We start from the raw sequence: 21,681 nt of genomic DNA on the forward strand, positions 1-21,681 counted from the left end.
TCTTGATCGGCCGGGACTTTGCCAGATCGCATTCCTGCCTATCTGTTGGCCCGCAGGGGACCTTCACGGATGTTGCGGATTGTTGCTCATGCGGCGCTGCTGGCCAGCGCGCTCGCACTCGGTTCTTGCGGCTTCGCCGACAGCCGCGCGCCGGTGCCCGAGTTCATGCGCCTGAAGGAAGCCGAGCAGCCGCCCCCCGAAGCGCCCCCTGACGTCAAACGCGTGGTCCGCGAGCAGATCAACGTGGTCTTCCTCAACACGTCCTATCCGCGCGAGGTGCACGTCGCCCCGCCCCATCGGGAGGTGCGGGGACAGGGCTGGACCGCCTGCGTCCGCGCGCAGCTCACCTCCGCCACCGGCTCCACGCTCGGCACCCAGATTTACATCGTGACGATCTCAGGGGGAAACGTGGTCGATCGCCGCCGCGCGGAAGCGGACGACATCTGCGGGACGGAAACCTACGAGCCGATCTAGGAACAAATCACGCCGACACGCGCTCCGGTTCCGGGAAAAACCTGTAGTTCGACCCGGAACGATCACCGCCTCCCCTTCTTGTTACCCCCAAGGGCAGTTTCGGAGGAGGACACGATGAGGACATTCACGATCGCACTACTGGCTGGCGTCGGCGCCCTCGCTGCGGCGAGCGGCGCGAAGGCCGCCGACATCTACACGACCAGCGAATACGCCAACGCTGAGCTCGTTCAGGAAGTCCGGCTTGTCTGCGATGACGCTGGCAATTGCTATCGCACCCGTGGCGGCTCGCGCGTGATCGTGCGCGACTCCTACAACGCCATGCCGCGCGATCGCTATTACGAGCGCCGCACCTATCGCGACTGGGACGATGGTCCGCGCGGTGGCGTCGGCATTCGAGCGCCCGGCGTCAGCGTGGGCGTCGGTGTCGGCGGGGACCGCTGGTAGTCACTGAAGCTGTCACAGGGCAGGACCGGACGAGATCCACTCGCCCGGTCCTGTCCATGTCAGGTTTCGAGCGGATCGGCCGGCGCGACGAAGCGCGTTGACGACGGGAGCTGCGCGATGAAGCGGGCGAGCACCATGCCGGCAAACATCGCGGCGACGAAGATGAAAGCGGACGCCGAGCCGAATCCGAGCGCGGTGAGCGCAGGGCCCGGACAAAAGCCGGCGAGCCCCCATCCGATTCCGAAGATGGCAGGACCGGCGACAATTCTCGGATCGATGTCCTTTCGCGTCGGAAGGTAAAAGCGGTCCGCGAACAACGGTCGCGCGAGTTTCAAGACACGGCTGAATCCGATGAAGGTTACCGCGACCGCACCTGCCATCACGAAAGCGAGGCTCGCATCCCACGTTCCGGCGGGAATGCCGGCGACGTCCAAAAAGTTCAGCACCTTGGCCGGATTCGACATGCCGGAGACGATGAGCCCGATACCGAAGACGAGGCCGATCGCGAATTGGATGAGGATTGCCATCGTCGTCAGCCCCAGTGCCGCATCACGAAGACAGTGGCGATGCCCGCCGACATGAAGGTGATGGTCGCGACCAGCGACCGCAGCGACAGCCGCGACAGGCCGCAGACGCCATGGCCGGACGTGCAGCCGCTGCCCCAGACCGCACCGAAGCCCGTGAGCAATCCGGCGACGATCAGCACCGGCGTTCCCGCCGCGATCGTTTGCACCGGCAGGCTTCCGCTGACAATGCGCACCAGGATGGGCGCGGCGACGAGGCCGGCGACGAAAGCGAGCCGGCCGGCGAACTCGCGGTCCTCGTAAGGCGGAAACAGCCGCGCCGCGATGCCGCTGACACCGGCGATCCGTCCCGTCGCCCACATCAGGAGCACGGCGGACAGGCCGATCAACGCGCCACCGAGGAGCGACGCCATCGGCGTGAAAGGTGTGGCGATCATTGTGATCCTCCAAGTCGAGAGCTTCCATCATGGCACGCCGCGGCGGCCCGAATGCTCAATGAGACGTTAATATTACCATTCGAATTGAAGCGGCGTCCCAACGGAATTTTCCAATCTTTGCGCTAAGCATGACCGTTCTGAACGGGGAACGACGGGACGTGGTCGATATCGCGCATCAGGCAGCGATCAATCCGGCATCGGCAAGGGCTGCCGCGGCAACGCGCGCGCTCGTCCCCCTCACGTCCATCGATCCCGGCCAATGGCGCGCGCTCGCCCAGCGCGTGATCGAGCCGAACGGCTATTACCTGCCGGACTGGGAGCTCGCCGTGAGCGAGGCCGCACGCGGCCGCACCGACGCCTCGGCGCTACCCGCATTCGACGGCTCGTCGGTGCGGCTGATCGGGCTGATGCCGGTGGTCTCGCTCTGGCGCGCCTGGAAGATCCCCCTGCCCGCGCTGGTGAGCGCGCATCCCTATGGCACCCTGTGCAGCCCCCAGATCGACCGCGACGCGCCGATCGAAGCGGCCACGCGCCTGTTGCAGCAGGCGCGCGAGGCCGGCGCGCATGCGCTCGTGCTCAACGACGTTGCGCTCGACGGCGCGGCGATGAGTTCGCTCAATGAGGTTCTCAATCGCGACGGACTGAGGCCGCGTACCCTCTCCTCCTACATCCGCGCCAGCCTCGACGCGACGCAGGACGGTGAAACGCTGTTGCATGGCGCGCTCGGCGCCAAAAAGCTCAAGGAGCTGCGTCGCCAGCGCCATCGCCTCGAAGAGCACGGGCCCGTCGCCTTCGAGGTCGCGCGCAAGCCCGACGAGATCGGGCCGGCACTCGAAACATTCCTGCAACTCGAAGCCAGTGGCTGGAAAGGCAAGCGCGGCACTGCGCTGATCCAGCATGCGGGCGATGCGACTTTCATTCGCCGCGCCGTTCCCGCGCTGGCAGAGACCGCGCAGTGCGAGGTCATCACGCTGCGCGCCGGCACGTCGCCGGTGGCAGCCGGCATCGTGCTACGTCACCAGGACCGCGCCTTCTTCTTCAAGCTCGGTATCGACGAACGCTTTGCAAGATATTCGCCGGGCGTGCAGCTCACGCTCGACCTCACGCGGCATCTCTGCGCCGATCCGGCCATCGCCAGCGCGGACTCCACGGCGAGCGCCGACCACCCCATGATCAACCCGATCTGGCGCGGGCGCTTTGCCATCGGCGACGTGCTGATTCCGCTGCGGCGTCACGATCCTGTCGTCGCGCTCATTCACGCGGCGCTGGTTGGCCTCAACGTCGCGCACGACGGCGCGCGACGCGTGGTGCGTCTGCTCCGCAAATAAGCGAAATCTACTCTGCCGCCTGCGCGTTGATCTCCGCCGAGACCTCGCGAATGGCGCGGGCGAGCAGGTTCGGATCCTGCGCGCCGGAGACGGCGTATTTCTGCGCGAACACGTAGGTCGGCACGCCGGAAATGCCCTTCTCGGCGGCCTCCTGCGCATCGGCCGACACGCGCGCGACGTCCTCGTCGGTGGCGAGGCGCTTGCGCACGTCGTCGGCATCGAGGCCGACATCGGCGGCCGCCTGCACCAGCACGTTCACGTCAGTGAGGTCGCCGCCGTCGCGGAAATACAGCTCCATCAGCCGCTGCTTCATCTCAGGCGCCTTGCCGATCGCCTCGGCCCAGAGGATCAGGCGGTGACAGTCGGTCGTGTTGGGCTGGCGCGCGACCAGCTCGGGCTTGTAGACAAGGCCCTCCTCGCTTGCAGCCGCGACGACGCGGCCGGCAATGCCCTTATAGGCTTCGACCGAGCCGAACTTCGTGGTGAGATAGTTCTCGCGGCTGATGCCCTCGCGCGGCACCCACGGATTGAGGAAAAAGGGACGGAAATTGAGTTTGACGGGAACGTCGGGAACGAGCGCGAGCGCGCTCTCGATCCGGTGCTTGCCGATATAGCACCAGGGGCACACCACGTCGGAGACGACATCGATCTGGAGCGGTTTCAACGTGCTCATAGCGCCTCCTTCGGGCGATGCGGGTTTGACCCAAGATAAGCCGAAGATAAGCCGAACCCGCCCCGAGGCAAGGGCGCTAGGTCATAGCTGCTGCCATCTGCTTGAGCCGCTCGGCGGTGCGCTCGTCCGCCGGGAAGAACGTCTCCAGCGCCAGCTCCGACAGCGTGATGTCGACAGGTGTGCCGAACACCATGGTGGTGGAGAAGAAACTTAGTATCTCTCCGCCATGGCGCAGCTTGAAGGGAATCGCGACATTATCGCTCGACAGCGGCCCCGAGCGCGCCGGGATGGGATAGCTCTTGAGGTCGTTATAGAGCTTGATCAGCTCGGGATCGGCCGTTGCCTCGCATTGCCGGTGCAGCCGCTCCAGCAGGTGCCCGCACCATTCCGCGAGATTGACCGTGCGCGGCGCCAGCGCTTCAGGGTGAAACGCGAGCCGCAGCACGTTGAAGGGCTGGCCGAGCAGCCGCTGCGGGATGCCTTCGAGCAGCGGCGCCACCATGCGGTTGGCGGACACCAGATTCCAGTGCCGGTCATAGGCCAGCGCCGGATTGGGCTCATGCGCCCTGAGAACGAGGTCGATCGCCTGGCGAGCTGATTTCAAGGCGGGATCCTCTAGCGGGCGCTGCGGAAACGCCGGCGCATAGCCGGCCGCGACCAGCAGCACGTTGCGTTCGCGCAAGGGTACCTCGAGACGTTCGGCGAGCCTGAGCACCATGTCGCGCGAGGGCGCAGCGCGGCCGGTCTCGACGAAGCTCAAATGCCGCGCGGAAATCTCGGCCTCGCCCGCCAGATCGAGCTGGCTCATGCGGCGGCGTTGCCGCCATTCGCGCAAATGGTCGCCGATATGGACGGGCTGGCTGCGTTCGGCCTGTGCCGTGGATGCATGTGCGTTCATGCTCGAAAACCTAGCATGCGGATTTCAGCCCTTCCATTACCCGCGAGGTAATGAATATTGGCATGTAACCATCTGAAATCGCTTAATCTCTTTTCGCAGACTCTGCTCGACACCAATACCGGACCAGCAAAGTTTGCGAAGAAGGGGGCAACGTCGCCCGCATCACGTGCGAGCTCGCCGCAGCGCAAGTGACCGCGATGAGGCATGCGCACGCTGGAAGTAAAGATTTGGAATTACCTGCACCGCCAGAGGACCGCCGACTATGAAACGGCCGCCCCGGAAACCTTGTCGAAAAGGTGCGTTCGCTCCAGATCGATGGCGACATCTATTGGGCAATCGGGCGCCGCAGAAACACCGACTTGCATCTGCGCCGTGAATGGAAATGCGCCCACGGTTCCAATCACGAGAGTATGCGGCCCGAGCGGCTCCACGTCTTTTACCATCATGCGGACGGAGGAGCCCGATGGCGCATCTTGCCGCAGCACGTGGTCGGGCCGCACGCCGAGCACAACCGGCTTGCCGATGCTCCCTGCATAGGCCGCCTCTCGGGATTTCGGCAATCTCAACGCCGTACCCGAGGGTTCGGTGAAGATCAGTGCACCGTCGCGAGCGGCAATCTCCCCGTGGATAAAATTCATGCTGGGCGCGCCCATGAAGCCCGCGACGAAGAGATTGCTTGGTTTCTCATAGATCGTGATCGGATCAGCCGCCTGCTCGATGCGGCCGCGATTCATCACCACGACCCGATCGGCCATGGTCATAGCTTCGACCTGATCGTGTGTGACATAAACGATCGTCTTGGCGAGACGGCGATGCAATGCCTTGATCTCGGTCCGCATCTCGATGCGGAGTTTGGCGTCGAGGTTTGACAATGGCTCGTCGAACAGAAACACGTCCGGGCTGCGCACGATGGCACGGCCGATCGCCACGCGCTGACGCTGCCCACCGGAGAGCTGCTTGGGCCGACGGTCCACGTATTGCTCGAGGTCGAGAACCCGCGCGACGTCCTCGACGGCTTTCGCGATCTTGGCGCGCGACTCGCCCCGCGCCTTCATGCCGTAGCCGATATTCTCACCAACAGTCATATGCGGATAGAGCGCATAGTTCTGGAACACCATCGCGCAATTACGCAAGCCTGGGCGCACCTGCGTCACATCGCGATTACCGATACGAATGGTTCCGCTGGTGACCGTCTCCAGTCCCGCTATCATGCGCAACGTCGTGGTCTTGCCGCAGCCGGACGGTCCGACAAGCACGACAAACTCCTCGTCGGCCACACTCAGATTGAGCCCCTCGATGATCTTGTAGGGCCCATATGCCTTGCTGACGTTCTCGATCTCGACGTGCGCCATGGATTCCTTTTTCCGTCCCCTATATCGACGGCCAACAAAACCCGGATGATGCTCACGCATCATCCGGGGCAGTCTCCGCGGGAAGCTAGTTCTTCGGTGAGAGGCCCATCGCCGCGCGATAGGCGGCGAGCTGCTTCGCGCGGCCGAACTCATCGGTCAGGCGATTCCATTCCTTCGCGACCGCGTCCAGCGCGGCCTGCGGCGTGGTCTGGCCGGCCAGCGCCTTGCCAAGCTCAATCTCCACAACCTCGGTGTAGGAGAAATAGCCGGGCAAACGCATGTCGAGCGCAACGTTCTTGCCGTTAATGGAGTCGGCCTGGGCGCCGAGATATTCCTTGGCTTCCGTCGGCGAGAAGATCTTGCTCCACAACTCCAGATTCGTGGTGTGCGACTTGCGGTATGGGTTGACACCCGTGCCACCGGTAATCGCGGCCTTGCCGGAGACTTCAGGGCTTGTCAGCGTCTTGACGAAATCCCATGCCGCCTGCTGGTTCTTGCCCACCTTTGGCACGGCAATCTGCCAGCCTCCGAACGCCATGAAGGGTGCCGGCAGCACTGCCGGAAACTTGTCCCACTTCTTGGTTTTGGCGTTCCATATCTCGTCAGAGCCGGGCAGCACTGCAGAGCCCACCTTGCCGGAAATCTTCGATTGCTTGGGGTCGGCGGCGATCACGCCGGTGTCGCCCCAACCGATCGACTCGGCCACCTGGCCGCCGGCCACGGCGGCATTGACTTCGCCGAACGAAAAGTTCAGCGCATTGGGCGGGCCAAGCTTGGAAGCGCGAATATATTCCTCCAATCCCTTCACCCAGCCCGGATTGTTGATCTGGGCATCCATCGTTTCGGGGTCGAAGAACATCGCGCCCGGATAGTTCGGATTGTTGGTATAGGCCGCCGCGTGGCTGAAGAAGAACCAGAACTGCTGGCCACCGCGACGGAAGGCCTCCGCCGTGCCCCAGAGTCCCTTGTCGGGGCGCTGAAAGAACTCCGCGATGTCGAGATATTGCTTCCAGGTCTTTGGCGGCGCCAGGTCGTAGCCGTACTTGGCCTTGAAGGCGTCCTTCTCCTTGGGGTCGCTGAACAGGTCGGTGCGATAGGTGTAGGTGTGAACGTCGCCGTCCATCGATTGCGAATAGATCTTGCCTTCCCACACCATCAGGCGCTCACGGTAGGCCGGCTCGACATCGTCCCAATCCTTGCCGGACTGCATCTCTTTCGGCATCTCGCTGAGATAGGTGACGAAGTCGGGCAGCCAGGCCGGCGCAAAGCTGACCAGATCGAACGCCGCGTCCGATCCGGTAAGCGACGTAACGATCTTCGGGTAGAGCTCCGACCAGGGGAACTCGACCACATTGACCTTGCCGCAGGTCTTCTTGGTCCATTCGTCCGCGCCGAGCTTGAGCGCGGAGGCGATATACGGTCCGGTCTGCGACGCCACAGTCAGGGTGACGCCGGAGTAATCCGGGCTACAAGCAGCGTTCGCCTGGCTCGCGGTGCAAGCCATCGCGAGCGAGGTGGTCAGCATCAGAAACGCCCGTCGCAACATCGTCCAGTCCTCCCTACATAGGTTTTTGCTATTTGATCGCTCCGAGCAGCAGGCCCGACCGCATCATGCGGCTGAGCAGACCTGCCATGATCATCATCGGAATGATGGCGACGAGCGCCGCGGCCGAGATCGCCCACCATTCGTCGCCGCGCTGGCTGTTCTGTCCCGCCACCAGGATCGGCAGCGTCTGCCATCTGGAATTGGTCAGGAACAGCGCGAACAGGAACTCGTTCCAGACGAAGGCGAGCGTGATCATGAAAGTCGCCAGCAGTCCGTTCATCGACATTGGCACCACGATGCCGAGGAAGATGCGCCAACTTGGCACGTTGTCGACCATCGCGGCTTCTTCGACCTCGATCGGAATGGCCTCGAAGAAGTCGCGCATCAGCCAGACCACGATCGGCAGCGAGAACGCGACGTAGCACAGCGTCAGGCCGACATAGCTGTCGATGAGCTGGAAGCCGAGCCGGCCGATTTCGCTGTAGAGGAGATACAGCGCGAAAGCCGTGACGATCGGCGGAAACATGCGCTGGCTGACGAACCAGAACAGGATGTCTTCATTGCCGAGGATCGGCCCCGGCAGCGGCAGGCGGTTGGCCAGGATTGCAGCGACAAGCGCGATCGGGAACGCCAGCAGCAGCGCCTGCGCGCGGGTGAAGCCGAGCGAATGTTGAACAGCAGATAGCCGCCGAGCGCGAGCAGGAAGAAGATCAGGCCGGCGCCGAAGCCGTACCCTGAACTCGAACCGCACCAGCGCATAGGCCGCCATTGCGCCGACGGCAGTCGCGATCGCCGCCGCCGACAAGCCAACGATTGTCGAGTTCAAAAAGGTCCGGAAGAACTCGCCACGGATACCCTGATAGAGATCAATGAAGGGCTGCAGGGTCGGCGTGAAATCGACGAACGGAATATAGGTCGGGCCGCCGACCACGCCCGGCGGGGTCTTGAACGCCGTCACGACCACCCAATAGAGCGGAAACGCCGTGATCAGGCACCATGCGAAGACACCGGCCGCGACCAGGCGGCGGCTCCAGCGCGACAGTCCGGTAAGGCCCTGCCCGCTCATCGGCGCTTCTCCAGATGCGGCCACAGCAGCGCCAGATAAGTGACGCCAATGATCGTGATGGCGATCAGGAACAGGAAGCTGAGCGCCGACGTGTAGCCGAGATTGAACTTCTTGAAACCCTCCTGATAGGCGAACAAGGTCAGGGTCTCGGTGTCCACACCCGGTCCGCCGCCCGTCATCACGAATACGGTGTCCATGATCTTGTAGCTCTCGATCAGGCGGATGAAGACGACCGCGGCGGAGATCGGCAGCATCATCGGAAAGGTGATGCCCCAGAACTGTTGCCAGGCGCTGGCGTTCTCGAGCTCGGCCGCCTCGTAGACATCTTCGGGGAGCGTTTGCAGGCCAGCCAGCATCATCAGGATGACGAACGGGGTCCACTGCCAGATCTCAACAGCGATGATGCAGGCGAGCGCCCAATGACCGTTGGTGAGGAACGGCAGGTTCGCCATGCCGAACATGGACAGGAACTGGTTGAGCGGCCCCATGGTCGGATTGAAGATCATGCGAGCAACAAGCGCGACGGCAACCGGGGCCAGAAGCATGGGCAGCAGCAAGGCCACGCGAAATAGCCGTTCGCCCGGAACGCGCGCGTTCAGCGCGAGCGCAACGCCAAACCCGATCACGTATTGCAACCCGACGGCAATGAACGCGATCAGCGTCGTCGTGAAGATCGCATTCCAGAAGCGCGGCTCTTGCAGGAGCGTAGCATAATTGCCGAACCACACGACCCGCGGCGGGATCGGCGGAATCAGGCGATAGCTGAGGAAGCTCGTGGTCAACGAATAGATCAGCGGAAAGATCGAGATCGCCAGTACGACGAGCACCGCCGGCCAGATGAAGACATGCTTGATCGGATCGTTCCGCATCATGAGCAGATCATCCCTTCAACAGGGCTTCAATCTCGGCGCGCCGCGGCATGGCAGGCGCAGTCCCCGCGCGCGTCACGGAAATCCCCGCCGTGGCGGAACCGAGGCGCGCCGCTTCCAGGGGATCGGCGCCGCCCGCAAGCGCTGCAGCGAAGCCGCCGACGAATGCGTCGCCCGCGCCCGCGGTTTCGACCACCTTGCCGGCGGCGAACGGGGGCACGTGTAGCGAGCGGTCTCGCCCGTGAAACAGCGCCCCGCGTTCGCCGAGCGTGATCAGCGCGGTGCCCGCTCCCTTGGCCACCAACGCTTCGCCGGCGCGGCGGGCGCCGGCAAGATCGCTCACCGCGATCCCCGTCAGCGCTTCCGCCTCGGTCTCATTGGGAACGACGTAGTCGCACAAGGCAAACAGGCCATCGTCGAATTTGACCGCAGGTGCCGGGTTGAACACGGTGATGCTGCCCGCAGCGCGCGCGATCTCGAGCCCGCGCTGCGCGGCCGCGACCGGTTGCTCGAGCTGGGTCACGAAGACGCGGCTGGTGCGGATCGCATCCGCCGCCGCATCGACGTCGGTGGGGCTGAGACCGTCGGCCGCTCCGCTCACCACGATGATGGCGTTGTCACCGCGTGTCTCGTGGACATAGATGAAGGCCGCGCCGGTCGGCGCCTCCGAAGTCCTGGCGACGCGCGGTCGAATGCCCTCGGTTTCCCACGTCTTGATGGCAAGATCACCAAACGCGTCGCGGCCGATCCGGGAGATGAAGGTCACCTCTGCGCCTGCGCGCGCAGCGGCCACGGCCTGGTTCGACCCCTTGCCGCCTGGTCCCATGGCAAATCCCGAACCGGCGATCGTTTCACCGATCGCGGGCATGTTGCCGGCCCGGAAGGCCAGATCGACGACGAAGATGCCGAGCACTGCGACGCCAGTCTTGCTCATGGTCGTCACTCTCCGTCCGGCGCGATGACGCCCTTGGAAAACAGGAAGCAGCCGTAGAAGCGCCGCTCTCCCGTGGCGATCACGCAGTAGGCCGTCTTGGCCTTTTCATAGAAGGCATGGCGCTCGACCCCGACCAGCGGCCAGGAGCGTCCCTCGGCGCGGTCGATCGCGGCCTGCACCTCGCGCTGCACCGGCGGCACCTCCTGGGGCTGGCCAACAATCTCCATGCGGATTGCGGCATCGTCGACGAACGTATCGAGCGGCAGCACCGAGAGGATGGCTTCGATCGCCTTTGCCGTACTGACGTTGTCGATGCGAAGCAGCTCGCCGAACACGGTCTGGCGCGCGATGGAGTCGGCAGGAAAATTGGTGTCGCACACCACGAGGCGGTCCCCGTGCCCCATTGCGCGCAAGGCATAAAGTACGTCGGCATTGAGCAGTGGATTGATGCCCTTGAGCATGTTGCGTCCCTCCCTTGTCTTCAAAAAATCGCCCGAACTCTGATGGTCCGGATGCCAACCCGTATCACCGCAAGGTGACGTCTTTAGTCCCCATAGGGAATCCAGATGTTCTTCACCTGCACCGCGTGGCGGAGCAGGATCGGACCTTCGCTCGCCACCCGGTCGTACCAATCGAGCGCCAGCCCGTGGTCGACCAGCGTGCGCTTGAGGTTGCCGATCGACAGCCGCTCCGCGGCAGTCGAGGCCTCCTGCGAGCCGAACACCCAGAGCGCATCGACATCGTCATGCTCGGCAAGGACCTTTGCGAGCGCATCGCGCTCGCCGGTGACGATATTGACGACGCCTGCCGGCACATCCGACGTCTCCAGCACCTGATAAAAATCGGTCGCTGCAAGCGGATGCCGCTCGCTTGGGACGGCGACGACGCGGTTGCCCATCGCAATCAACGGTGCCACCAGGCTGATGAAGCCCAGCAACGGGGCCTCGTCCGGACAGGCCACCCCGACCACGCCGATCGGCTCGTGCATGGCAAGCGCCACGCCGCGCAACGGCGGTGCATGGATCGTCCCCTCGTATTTGTCGGCCCAGGCCCCATAGCTGAACAGCCGTTCGATACTCGCCTCGACCTCCGCGCGCGCCTTGGCGGGCGAAACGCCGGTCATATCACCGATGCGCCGGGCGAACTCGTCGCCACGCGCGGACAGATTCTCGGCAAGGTAGTAGAGGATTTGGGCGCGATTATGCGTCGTCGCCCGCGCCCACCCCTCGGCCGAGCGCGCAGCGGCCACCGCGTTACGGATATCCTTGCGATTGCCCTCGCCGGCTTCGCCGAGGTGCTTCCCCTTCGGCGACAGCACCGCGCGCGAATAATTTCCGTCGGGACGAACCTGCTTGCCGCCGACGAACAGCTTGGCGGTCCGGTCGATCGACGGCGTGCCAAATCCGGCGCCGTCGTTAGAAGCCGCCGGGGATGGCGGCGGCACCTTCGCCCGCGCCTTCCGCCCGCTCCAGGCTTTCGGCTTGAGATATTCGTAGAGACCTTCCCGGCCGCCCTCGCGACCGAAGCCGGACTCGCGATAGCCGCCGAAGCCGACGCTGGCATCGAACAAATTGGTCGCATTGACCCAGACCACGCCGGCCTGAAGCTTCGGCGCGATATCGAGCGCCAGCCCGATGGTCTCGCTCCACACGCTGGCGGCAAGGCCATAGCGCGTGTTGTTGGCGAGCATCACCGCCTCGTCCGGCGTGCGGAACGTCATGGCGACCAGCACCGGGCCAAAGATCTCCTCGATCGCCACGGTCGATGACGGATGCACGTTCCAAAGCAAGGTCGGGGGATAGAAGCATCCCTCAGCGGGGATCGGCCCCGGCGCCTGATACTTCTCAGCGCCCTCCTTGACGCCGGTTTCGACCAGCGCCTTGATCCGCTCGAGCTGCACCGGTGCGACCACCGCGCCCATGTCGATCGCCTTGTCGAGCGGCGGACCCACGCGCAGCGTCTCCATGCGGCGGATGAGGCGCTTGCGGAATGTCTCTGCGATCCCTTCCTGCAGCAGAAGCCGCGATCCGGCGCAACAGACCTGGCCCTGGTTGAACCAGATCGCATCGACCACGCCTTCCACGGCGCCATCGATGTCGGCGTCGTCGAACACGATGAACGGTGACTTGCCGCCGAGCTCGAGCGTCAGCGACTTCCCGCTGCCTGCGGTCGACTGACGGATCAACCGCCCGACCTCGGTCGACCCCGTGAAGGCGATCTTGTCGACACCGGGATTTTCGACCAGCAACGCGCCGGTGGCGCCATCACCCGTCACCACATTCAACACGCCGGGCGGCAGGCCGGCTTCCGCCGCGAGCTCGGCGAACAGCAGCGCGGTGAGTGACGTGAACTCTGCCGGTTTCAGCACCACGGTGTTGCCGGTCGCCAGCGCGGGCGCGATCTTCCAGGCCAGCATCAGCAGCGGAAAGTTCCAGGGGATGATCTGGCCGATCACACCGACCGGGACATGGTCGGCGAATTCGCGGTCCTGCAATTGCGCCCAGCCGGCGTGATACAGGAAGTGGCGCGCGGCGAGCGGCACGTCGAGATCGCGGGTTTCCCTGATCGGTTTGCCATTGTCGATCGCTTCCAATACAAACAGACGAGCATGACGTTGCAGCATGCGCGCCAGCGCATAGAGATGACGGGCACGACCGTGACCACCGAGCTTTGCCCATGACGACTGCGCCGATCGCGCGGCGCCGACGGCAGCCTCGACATCCGCTGCGATGCCTTGCGCGATCCTGGCCAGCGTCTTTCCGGTGGCCGGCTCGATCGTCGCCAGATGCTTGCCCGAAGCCGGCGCGACGAATTTACCGGCAATGAAATGCCCAAACGTCGCGTCGTGCCGCTTCAGCCAGGCGCGCGCCTCGCCGTCCGCCTCGGGAGCGGGACCATAATCCATGGTCTCAAAGTAATGTGCGATACTCATGCTCAGCCCACGGGATGACGGTTGAAGGCCGAGTAGCGGCCGGTGACGTGATGCTCGAGCTGGCGCTCGATGTCGGCGAGCAGGCTCGAGGCGCCGACGCGGAACAGATCCGGCTCGAGCCAATCGCGTCCCAACTCCTCCTTCATCAGGAACTGGTAGTTGAGCACATCCTTCGCCGTCGAGATTCCGCCGGCCGGCTTGAAGCCGATCTTGAAGCCCGTGCGCTCCTCATAGACCCTGATCATGCGCAGCATCGCGAGCGTCACCGGCAGCGTGGCATTGACGCCTTCCTTGCCGGTGGAGGTCTTGATGAAGTCCGCGCCGGCCATCATGCAGACCATCGACGCCTTGGCGACGTTGCGCAGCGTTTTGAGGTCACCAGTTGCCAGGATCGTCTTCAGATGCGCATCGCCGCAGGCTGCGCGGAAATCCCGGACCTCGGCGTAGAGAGCGCGCCAATCTCCGGTCAGCACATGCTCACGCGTGATGACGATGTCGATCTCCTGCGCACCGTCCCTGACGGACGCCTCGATCTCCTTGAGTTTCAGATCGTGCGGCACGAGGCCTGCCGGAAATCCGGTCGAAACCGCAGCGACCGGAATGTCATACCCATCGAGCGCTTCGACCGCGGTTGCGACGAAGCGGTGATAGACGCAGATCGCGCCCGTGTGCAGCCGGCGCCCGCCAAAACCGAGTGCCTCGAGGAGGTCACTTCGTATCGGGGCCCTCGCCTTGGCGCAGAGGCGTTTCACCCGCTCCGCCGTATCGTCGCCGTTGAGTGTCGTCAGGTCGATGCAGGTGATCGCCTTGAGCAACCACGCCGCCTGCGCGTCCTTCTTGACGGTGCGCCGGCCCGGCAGGCTCGCAACGCGGCGCTCGGCGGCGGACAGATTGATCCGGATATCATCGACCCAGTCCATCTCGAGCGCGCGGCCGCTGTTGCGCGCGATCGGATGCGGATGGTACGCCGCGCAATGCTAGCGAATCGGCTGAAACGGCAGATAGACTGAATGTGCCGATTGCAACATGCGATCCTCCCATCCCTTGGCCGCCGGCGCTTCTGCTGCTCCCGTCGCCGACAGCGAAACGCCTTTCGGGCCAAATGTTATTATTGTAACAAATTGACGTTGCCAAACTCACATCATTGTAAGATCATTGTCAACCGGATAAGCAAGCTCGGTGACGAAAATGACTGAAACACCGACCGCACGCCCCAGCGAGACCCGCGTCCAACGACTGCAACGGCTGCGACGCGCCGTCGAGACGAGCGGCGCACTGCATCTGAAGGACGCCGCAGAGCTGCTGAAGGTGTCGGAGATGACGGTCAGGCGCGACCTTGCCGGGCCCGAGGTGGCGCTCGCCCTGCTCGGCGGCTACGTCGTCAACGCGGCGTCGCCGACCGGGATCAAGTACACATTCGAACAGGAAATCGACCAGCACACACAGGACAAGCGCCTCGCCTGCCGATCCGCAGCCGCCTCGATCAAGGAAGGTGACACCATCTTTATCGATTGCGGCACCACGATGCAGTCGCTGGCGGATTGCCTGCCTGAGGACATGCCTCTTTCGGTGATCTGCTATTCGCTGAACGTCGCCTCGATTGTCACCCACCGGCCAGCGACGCAGGTGATGTTGATGGGCGGGCTCTACCATCCGTCGTCGCAGTCGTTCTCGTCGGATGACGGCCTGTCCTACCTGCGGCGGCTCGGGGTCAACAAGGCTTTCATCTCGGCCGGCGGCCTGCACTGGACCCGCGGCGCCAGCTGCTCGAATTTTCACGAAGTCGCCATCAAGCAGGCCGTCATCGCTACCGCGATGGAGAGCATCCTCGTGGTCGACGCCAGCAAGCTCGGCAGCCTCAAGCCGGCGTTCTTCTCCGACGTCAGCTCATTCTCGCGGATCATCGTCGGCGGCTCCGTGTCGGCAGACACGCGCAAGCACTTCCGCAGCCTTCCCGTCGAATACGTCACCAGCACGGCCTGATCCGGACGGGGGCTGGTTCGCCCGGATCAGGCTTGCTGAGCGATGCGCGGTCTCGGTGGATCGCGCATCGCTGTTTCGGGCTAGTTGCAGGCGGGCTTCGCCTTTTTGCAGGCATCCGTCAGCTCGGCCGGCGGGTCCTTCTTGAATACGGTCTTGTAGGACTCCAGCACGTTCGACTGCGTCACCGGCAGCGACTGCACACCGATCCAGCCAGGCGTTTCCTTACCCAGCAGCGCGTTCATCATCGCCATCGCCTCGGCGACGCCCTGGTCGTAGGGACGCTGCGAGCCGGTCGCCTTCAGCGGCCCGCCCTTGGCAATCTCGATCGCCGATTGCAGACCGAGGTCGACCGTCGTCATGGGAATATCGATGCCCTGAGCCCGCATCGAGCTCAGCGTGTCGAGCGCCGGTTGATCCCACACCGCGTACAGTCCCTTGACGTCGGGATTGCCGGTCAGGAAGTCGCCCGCGATCTGCGAGACCTTCGGCGGATCGGTGAAGTCGACCTGCTTCATCTTGATGTCAGGGCGGTTTGCTTTCATCCACTCCCGCACGCCCTTGGTGCGCTCGTTGGTGCTGAAATAGTCGACGCCGAAATTGACGAGACCGATGGTGCCGCCCTGCGCCACGCAGGATGCCAGGATCTGTGCCGCGATCTGGCCATTGCCCTGGCTATCGGCCGAGACCATCGTCGCATATTCCTCGGGATGCTTCAGACCAGTCGGGATGCTGTCCATCAGCACGAGCTTGATGCCGGCTTTGGCGATCTTCTTGTAGGTCGGCGCGGTCGCGGTGAAATCGACCGGAATCGAAATGATGCCGTCCGGATGCTGCTGGATCGTGTTCTCGATATCGGCGATCTGCTTGTCCACCTGATATTCGGCGGACGCGACGCCCGTCACCGTCACGCCGTACTTCTTCAGCGTATCGGTGATGCCCTGGATCTGGAGCTGCGACCAGTCGAGGTTGACCGTCTGCATGGAGATGCCGACCTTGAAGTTCTTCTCCTTGATCTTGGCGGCGTCGGCTTCCGACAGCGCGAGCACCTCGGGGGAAGCCGCCTTTTCGCCGTGGGGTCCCTGGCCGACGATCGACTTCGGCCCGAGCTTCGCGAGATCGACACCCTTGACGCAGGTCGCGGGCACTTCGGCGCGAGCCGACGGGATCATCGAGAGGGCGGCAGCGGCCACCAACGCAGTCAAAGGCAAGGTTTGTCGCAAGATTGGCTTCATTGTTTCCTCCATTTTTTGGTCGCCGATTCACCGGAGGGCCAGCGACCTTGCCCCTACCCGCGCAGCGCAATGAACTTGTTGTTCATGCGCCGCGCCTGACGTCGACTAGCGTTTCGTGAAAGCAACCGCGGCAACGATGATCGCCCCCTTGATCACGAGCTGCATCGGCGAGCTCACGCCGAGCAGAACAAGGCCGTTGTTGAGCGTGCCGATGATCAAGCTGCCGAACAGTGTTCCAAGGATGTAGCCGCGCCCGCCGAACAGGCTGCAGCCGCCGAGGATCACCGCGGCGATGACGTCGAGCTCCATGCCCTGCACGACATCTGGCCGCGCGGCATGTGAACGCGCCGACAGCACCAGCGCCGCTAATCCGGCCAGCGTGCCGGTCAGGACAAAGGCCGCAGTCGTGATCCGTTTGGTGTTGATGCCGGAATAGAGCGCCGCGGTCGGGTTGCCGCCGACCGCCATAGATGCGCCGGCCGAACACATTATAGTGCAGCAGCAGGATGCCGATAATCATCGCCGCCATAGTCCAGGCGATCGGAACCGGTATGCCGAGGAACGTGCCTTCTCCAAAGATCGCGAAATAGGTCTCGTTGGTGATGATCACCGGCTTGGTGTTGGTCACCATCATCGCCAGTCCCCGCGCCATGCTCAGCGAGCCCAGCGTCACCAGGAACGACGGGATCGATAGCTGCGTGGTCAGGATGCCATTGAGCAGCCCGACCAGCGCGCCGGTACCGAGCCCGGCCACGGCACCCACGATCCAGCTGTTGTTGATCTGGCTCATCGCGAGAGCGGCCGCCATGCCCGACAGCGCCAGCGTCGAGGCACCGACAGATCGATCTGACGCGCGATGATAATAAAGGTCATGCCGACTGCGATGATCGACACCAGCGTGGTCTGGCGCCCGATGTTCAGGAAATTGTCGACCGAGAGAAACCAGGGCGAAGACAGGCTGAACACGACCAGCAGGATCACGAAGGCGATGTACAGCATGTACGGCCGCTCGCCCCGCAGCAAATTCTGGAGAATCTTGCGGCGGCGATCAGATCGGGTCGACGAAGCGACCACGTTGGGAGCAGTCAGTTCGGTCATGCGGGAAGCTCTTGCAAGTGGCCCGGCCCGGAGGCCTGGTACATCTGGAGGAGATGATGCAGCTCTTCGGCATCATCGATCTCGCCGCGCGACAGCGTACGAGCCACACGCCCGTTGACGATCACGGAGATGCGGTCGCAGAGCTCGATCAATTCGACGAGATCGGACGAGACGACCAGGACCCCGCTGCCGTCGCGGACGGCATTCCGGATCACGGCATAGATTTCCTCGCGTGCGCCCACGTCGACGCCGACCGTCGGTTCATCCAGGAGCAGCACGCGCGGCCGCGGATCATTCCATTTTCCGAACACGACCTTTTGCTGGTTGCCGCCGGAGAGCGTCCTGACCAGGCTGAACGCGCCCGGCGCTTTCACCGAAAGCCTGGCGACCGCGGTTTCCGCACGCCTGGCGGCGGCGCGTTGCTGCATCCAGCCCCAGCGCGAGAAGTGGGGAATTCGCGGCAAGGTGACGTTTCGCTCGATCGAATGGTCCAGGACCAGACCCTGCACATGCCGGTCTTCCGGCACCAGCGCGATGCCCTGCTCGATCGCATCGGCAGGCCCTCTCGGCAACCATCGCCGGCCCTCGATCTCGATTGCGCCGCTCTCGAGCGGCCGGAGGCCAAACACTGTCTCCAAAATCTCCGTGCGGCCGCTGCCGATCAATCCGGCGAGGCCGTGGATCTCGCCCTTCAGCACGGACAGATCGACGGCGCGAAGCAGGTCGTTGGACACGTCGGACAGCGACAGAACCGGCGACGGATCCAATTCACGCTTCGCGACAGGTTCGGTGCGCGGGCCCGTGGGTGCCGATCGATCGGTTCCGACGATCGCGTTCACCAGCCGCTTCATGTCGGTCTCGGCGGTGACAAACGTGCCTGCGTTAGCGCCATCGCGCAGCACCGTGACGCGCTGCGAGATCTCGAACACCTCATTGAGCCGATGGGTCACATAGATCACGCCGACTCCGCGGCGCGTCGCCTTCCCGATCGCATCGAACAGAATCTGGACCTCATCCGATGTCAGCGAGGAGGTCGGCTCGTCGAGGATCAGAAGCCGGACCTCGCCCATCAGCGCCTTGGCGATCTCCGTCATCTGGCGATAGGCGAAAGGCAGCGAGCCGACAGCCGCACTCGCATCCAGGGGAATGCCGAGCGCGTTCAGGAACGCCACGGCCCTGGCCATCAGCGCGCGCTGCCGGACGAAGCCGAAACGCGCACGCGGCTCACGGCCGAGCAACAGATTGTCCGCAACGCTCAAGGATTCGACGAGGCTGAGATCCTGATAAACGACAGCGATCCCCGCCTCGCGCGACTTCGCCGGGCTGTCGAATTCCACCGGCCTGCCGGCGATCTCGATCGTGCCGCTGTCGAGGGCATGAACACCACTGAGAATCTTGATCAGGGTAGATTTTCCCGCGCCGTTCTCGCCCAGTAGCGCATGGACCTCGCCGGCGCGAACCTCGAGGTTGACGTCACGCAGCGCTCGCACGCCGCCGAAGCGCTTGTTGATGCCACTGACCATCACAAGCGAGGCCGACGACCGAGGTTCTGCTGCAACCGAACCGGACAGTTCCAAACTTTCCTCCCGTCGCCCCGCAAGACGCTGGTACGATGGTGACATATTGTTATTTTTGCAACTTATCCTGTTATAATTCTATCATCTCCGCCGACCTGTCAATGGCGGATCACGTCGCGGGGCCGGATCTAGCCCTGCCCTATCTCGATTTGTGCGGTTGCGAACGTCAGTACAGACAGCCGGCCTTCCCAGCGCGGATCTGTTCAACATCAGGAACGGACCAAAGCTTCACGACGCGCTCCATTCGGTCCTGGCGGCAAGCACCCGATCATCCAAGCGAGAGGAGGCAGGTCCCGCGATCGATCAGCGCAAGCGTGTGCCGACAGAAAGGTAGACGCATAGGCGACGCGTGACAGCCATGGCGATGAGGCGGCCTTAGCCAAGCACACTAGACCGCGCGCGACACTTCGCTCCAATTCTGTGGATGACAATCCCTGCGATACGTCGTGCTCGTCGCGTCATTCCCGCCGCGCGGGATTACGTTCCTCGCCCTCGATCGTGCCGGCCGACCGCATCGACCGCGACATCTATCTGGTGCTTGAAGACATCGGCGCGCGCTGGTTGCGCCCGGCGCGAGACCGACGAGGCTGACACCAACCTCGAGATCATCCTGCAAAATCTGCGGTCCGGCCAGTACGCCTATCCGGTCCGAATTGTATCCTTCAATCCCGTCCAGGGGTAATCGCGGGATGCGACTTCCGAGGTCGCCGACGCGCTGGCTCGGCGTGCAGCCGACACCGACGCTGAGATCTCGTCGGCACTGCAGGACTTCATCGCCGCTAACGCCACAAAGCGCTTCGGCATGCAGCCAGCGCTGCGCCTTCGACTTCGGACAGGTTATAATGCCTTTTGCTGCCTTTCATTCGATGGAAGCACGCTGCGTGTGCCAATCCGTCACTGACTGGAAGGAATACGCGGCGCGAGCAAGCGTATCTTCGGACAGATGCGGGCCGACGAGCTGCATGCTGAGAGGCAACCCGTCCGCCGCCATGCCGTTCGGTAGCGTGATGGTCGGGCTGCCCGAGAAGTCGAATACCGCCGTGAAGCGCAGGATGCTGAGCAGCACGTTCGGATCGGCGCCGTATTCGCCCATCTTGGTCAGCGTTGGGATCGGCACGGGCATGGTGGGAATCAGGAGCAGGTCAATGTCGCCGAACAGCGCCGCGAGGCTGCCGCAGAACTTCAACCGCTCATGATGGATCTGAGCGATCTCGACGCCGCTGATCGATCTGCCCTGCTCGATCAGCTGCGCCAGATCGGGACCGTATTCCGACTTCCGCGACGGATAGGTCTCGAGATGCGCCTCCGCGGTCTCGATGGAGCACATCGGAATCCACATGCTCACGAGCTTCTCGTAAGCTGGGAACTTGACCTCACGAATATCGGCGCCGAGGTCCGCAAGCGTACGCTCCGCTTCCAGCAAGGCGGCGACCACCTGCGGATCGATCCCGTCCTGCGTGTAGCTGCGGTCCACGCCAATCCGTAAGCCCCGCACGCCCTCACCGATCCCCGCCAGATAGTTCGGCACCGGCGCCTGAAGGGCGGTCGGATCATTGACGTCTGCGCCCGCGATGACGCCGAGCATGGCCGCGGCATCGGCTGCGCTCCGGCACATCGGCCCGACATGGTCGAGAGAGTCAGCCAGCGGGAAGACGCCATGGCGGCTCACACGTCCCCAGGTGGGCTTGATCCCAGTCAGCCCGCACGTAGCCGACGGAAACCGGATCGAGCCGCCGGTGTCGCTGCCGATCGAGCCAAAGCAAAGTCCCGCCGAAGTGGCCACGCCCGATCCGCTTGAGGAGGAACCGACCCAGTAGTCGGTCCCCCAGGGATTGAGCGGCGCCTGGTCGTCGGGATGATGGCTCGTATAGGCGCCCTCGGTCATTTTTAGCTTGCCGAGCGTGACGGCGCCGGCGTGTTCGAGCCGGTCCACGATCGTCGCGTTGAAGGAGGGGACGAACCTAGCGTGGATCGCGGTACCTCCAGCGGTCGGCGCGAAAGTGGTGTAGCAGAGATCCTTCAATCCGATCGGCACGCCGTGCAGCGGCCCGCGCCAGATGCCCTTGGCAAGCTCGGTGTCACAGCGCTTCGCCTGCACCATGGCTCGCTCGGCGAGGACGAGCGCGTAGCCGTGAAACTTCTGATCGAGCTTCGCGATCCGGCCCAGCATCACCTCGGTCACTTTCGAAGGTAGAAGTTCGCCGCGGCGGAACAGCTCGGAGATTTCGATGATCGACTTGTAGTGAATTGGATCTGCTGACATCTGACAGTCCTGCTGTTGTCGGAAACGGCTTCGCCCACCCGGCGCCGCAGA

Annotated in this window: 20 protein-coding genes and 3 pseudogenes; 5 read left to right on the forward strand and 18 right to left on the reverse strand. The window is 63.7% G+C overall.

Features of this window, described 5'->3' with window-relative positions:
* The first annotated feature begins 69 nt into the window (after positions 1 to 69).
* Positions 70 to 474 (forward strand): hypothetical protein, encoded by a 405-nt coding sequence (locus J4G43_RS34420; protein WP_208087643.1) that lies wholly within the window; start codon positions 70 to 72, stop codon positions 472 to 474.
* Positions 475 to 588: 114 nt separating this feature from the next.
* Positions 589 to 918 (forward strand): hypothetical protein, encoded by a 330-nt coding sequence (locus tag J4G43_RS34425; protein ID WP_208087644.1) that lies wholly within the window; start codon positions 589 to 591, stop codon positions 916 to 918.
* A gap of 59 nt (positions 919 to 977) precedes the next feature.
* Here J4G43_RS34425 and J4G43_RS34430 read toward each other — a convergent pair whose 3' ends face one another.
* Positions 978 to 1,445 carry a DUF6691 family protein gene (locus tag J4G43_RS34430; protein ID WP_208087645.1) on the reverse strand — a complete coding sequence of 156 codons (468 nt, stop codon included), beginning with the start codon at positions 1,443 to 1,445 and terminating at the stop codon, positions 978 to 980.
* A gap of 5 nt (positions 1,446 to 1,450) precedes the next feature.
* Positions 1,451 to 1,879, reverse strand: coding sequence for a YeeE/YedE family protein (locus J4G43_RS34435; protein WP_028158390.1), 429 nt, complete (start codon positions 1,877 to 1,879; stop codon positions 1,451 to 1,453).
* 158 nt (positions 1,880 to 2,037) lie between these two features.
* On the opposite strand from J4G43_RS34435, the gene J4G43_RS34440 reads away from it, so the two are divergent.
* A complete protein-coding gene (locus J4G43_RS34440) occupies positions 2,038 to 3,207 on the forward strand; it encodes a GNAT family N-acetyltransferase (RefSeq protein ID WP_208089493.1) in 1,170 nt (389 codons plus the stop codon).
* Between the two features lie 7 nt (positions 3,208 to 3,214).
* On the opposite strand, the gene J4G43_RS34445 is transcribed toward J4G43_RS34440, so the two are convergent.
* From J4G43_RS34445 to deoC, 10 genes and pseudogenes are all read right to left on the reverse strand, one after another.
* Positions 3,215 to 3,880 (reverse strand): DsbA family oxidoreductase, encoded by a 666-nt coding sequence (locus J4G43_RS34445; RefSeq protein ID WP_208087646.1) that lies wholly within the window; start codon positions 3,878 to 3,880, stop codon positions 3,215 to 3,217.
* Between the two features lie 76 nt (positions 3,881 to 3,956).
* Positions 3,957 to 4,778 carry a helix-turn-helix domain-containing protein gene (locus tag J4G43_RS34450; RefSeq protein ID WP_085404264.1) on the reverse strand — a complete coding sequence of 274 codons (822 nt, stop codon included), beginning with the start codon at positions 4,776 to 4,778 and terminating at the stop codon, positions 3,957 to 3,959.
* A gap of 260 nt (positions 4,779 to 5,038) precedes the next feature.
* Entirely contained in the window at positions 5,039 to 6,130 is a 1,092-nt protein-coding gene (locus J4G43_RS34455; protein ID WP_208087647.1) for an ABC transporter ATP-binding protein, read from the reverse strand.
* Positions 6,131 to 6,215: 85 nt separating this feature from the next.
* The gene (locus tag J4G43_RS34460; RefSeq protein WP_321576352.1) at positions 6,216 to 7,655 is read right to left on the reverse strand and encodes an extracellular solute-binding protein; all 1,440 of its coding nucleotides are present in this window, start codon (positions 7,653 to 7,655) and stop codon (positions 6,216 to 6,218) included.
* 49 nt (positions 7,656 to 7,704) lie between these two features.
* Positions 7,705 to 8,742 (reverse strand): annotated as a pseudogene (locus J4G43_RS34465) (carbohydrate ABC transporter permease).
* Positions 8,739 to 9,614 carry a carbohydrate ABC transporter permease gene (locus J4G43_RS34470; protein WP_208087649.1) on the reverse strand — a complete coding sequence of 292 codons (876 nt, stop codon included), beginning with the start codon at positions 9,612 to 9,614 and terminating at the stop codon, positions 8,739 to 8,741. Before J4G43_RS34470 ends, J4G43_RS34465 begins: the two are co-directional and overlap by 4 nt.
* A 7-nt stretch (positions 9,615 to 9,621) precedes the next feature.
* Entirely contained in the window at positions 9,622 to 10,545 is a 924-nt protein-coding gene (gene rbsK / locus J4G43_RS34475; protein ID WP_208087650.1) for a ribokinase, read from the reverse strand.
* 5 nt (positions 10,546 to 10,550) lie between these two features.
* Positions 10,551 to 11,006: an RbsD/FucU family protein gene (locus J4G43_RS34480; RefSeq protein WP_014494077.1), complete on the reverse strand. Its 456-nt coding sequence runs from the start codon at positions 11,004 to 11,006 to the stop codon at positions 10,551 to 10,553.
* Between the two features lie 83 nt (positions 11,007 to 11,089).
* Complete coding sequence (locus J4G43_RS34485) at positions 11,090 to 13,477, reverse strand: aldehyde dehydrogenase family protein (protein WP_208087651.1); 2,388 nt, start codon at positions 13,475 to 13,477, stop codon at positions 11,090 to 11,092.
* Between the two features lie 2 nt (positions 13,478 to 13,479).
* Positions 13,480 to 14,397 (reverse strand): deoxyribose-phosphate aldolase, encoded by a 918-nt coding sequence (gene deoC, locus J4G43_RS34490; protein ID WP_208087652.1) that lies wholly within the window; start codon positions 14,395 to 14,397, stop codon positions 13,480 to 13,482.
* A gap of 268 nt (positions 14,398 to 14,665) precedes the next feature.
* Between deoC and J4G43_RS34495 the strand changes: the two genes are divergently transcribed.
* Positions 14,666 to 15,460 (forward strand): DeoR/GlpR family DNA-binding transcription regulator, encoded by a 795-nt coding sequence (locus J4G43_RS34495; RefSeq protein ID WP_166342548.1) that lies wholly within the window; start codon positions 14,666 to 14,668, stop codon positions 15,458 to 15,460.
* Positions 15,461 to 15,540: 80 nt separating this feature from the next.
* Here J4G43_RS34495 and J4G43_RS34500 read toward each other — a convergent pair whose 3' ends face one another.
* From J4G43_RS34500 to J4G43_RS34515, 5 genes and pseudogenes are all read right to left on the reverse strand, one after another.
* A complete protein-coding gene (locus J4G43_RS34500; protein WP_166342549.1) occupies positions 15,541 to 16,692 on the reverse strand; it encodes a substrate-binding domain-containing protein in 1,152 nt (383 codons plus the stop codon).
* A 105-nt stretch (positions 16,693 to 16,797) separates the two neighbouring features.
* A complete protein-coding gene (locus J4G43_RS55170; protein WP_249814669.1) occupies positions 16,798 to 17,160 on the reverse strand; it encodes an ABC transporter permease in 363 nt (120 codons plus the stop codon).
* 40 nt (positions 17,161 to 17,200) lie between these two features.
* Positions 17,201 to 17,500, reverse strand: a pseudogene (locus J4G43_RS55175) (ABC transporter permease); the annotation flags it as partial.
* Complete coding sequence (locus J4G43_RS34510; RefSeq protein ID WP_225005281.1) at positions 17,479 to 17,790, reverse strand: DUF2304 family protein; 312 nt, start codon at positions 17,788 to 17,790, stop codon at positions 17,479 to 17,481. The gene J4G43_RS34510 and the pseudogene J4G43_RS55175, both read right to left, overlap by 22 nt.
* Positions 17,787 to 19,367 (reverse strand): sugar ABC transporter ATP-binding protein, encoded by a 1,581-nt coding sequence (locus J4G43_RS34515; RefSeq protein WP_225005282.1) that lies wholly within the window; start codon positions 19,365 to 19,367, stop codon positions 17,787 to 17,789. Before J4G43_RS34515 ends, J4G43_RS34510 begins: the two co-directional genes overlap by 4 nt.
* Before the next feature lie 420 nt (positions 19,368 to 19,787).
* Between J4G43_RS34515 and J4G43_RS34520 the strand changes: the two are divergent.
* Positions 19,788 to 20,193, forward strand: a pseudogene (locus J4G43_RS34520) (hypothetical protein); the annotation flags it as partial.
* A gap of 33 nt (positions 20,194 to 20,226) precedes the next feature.
* Here J4G43_RS34520 and J4G43_RS34525 read toward each other — a convergent pair.
* Positions 20,227 to 21,630 carry an amidase gene (locus J4G43_RS34525; protein WP_208087653.1) on the reverse strand — a complete coding sequence of 468 codons (1,404 nt, stop codon included), beginning with the start codon at positions 21,628 to 21,630 and terminating at the stop codon, positions 20,227 to 20,229.
* Between the last annotated feature and the right edge of the window lie 51 nt (positions 21,631 to 21,681).

This window comes from Bradyrhizobium barranii subsp. barranii, assembly GCF_017565645.3.
GTDB classification, from domain to species: Bacteria; Pseudomonadota; Alphaproteobacteria; order Rhizobiales; family Xanthobacteraceae; genus Bradyrhizobium; species Bradyrhizobium barranii.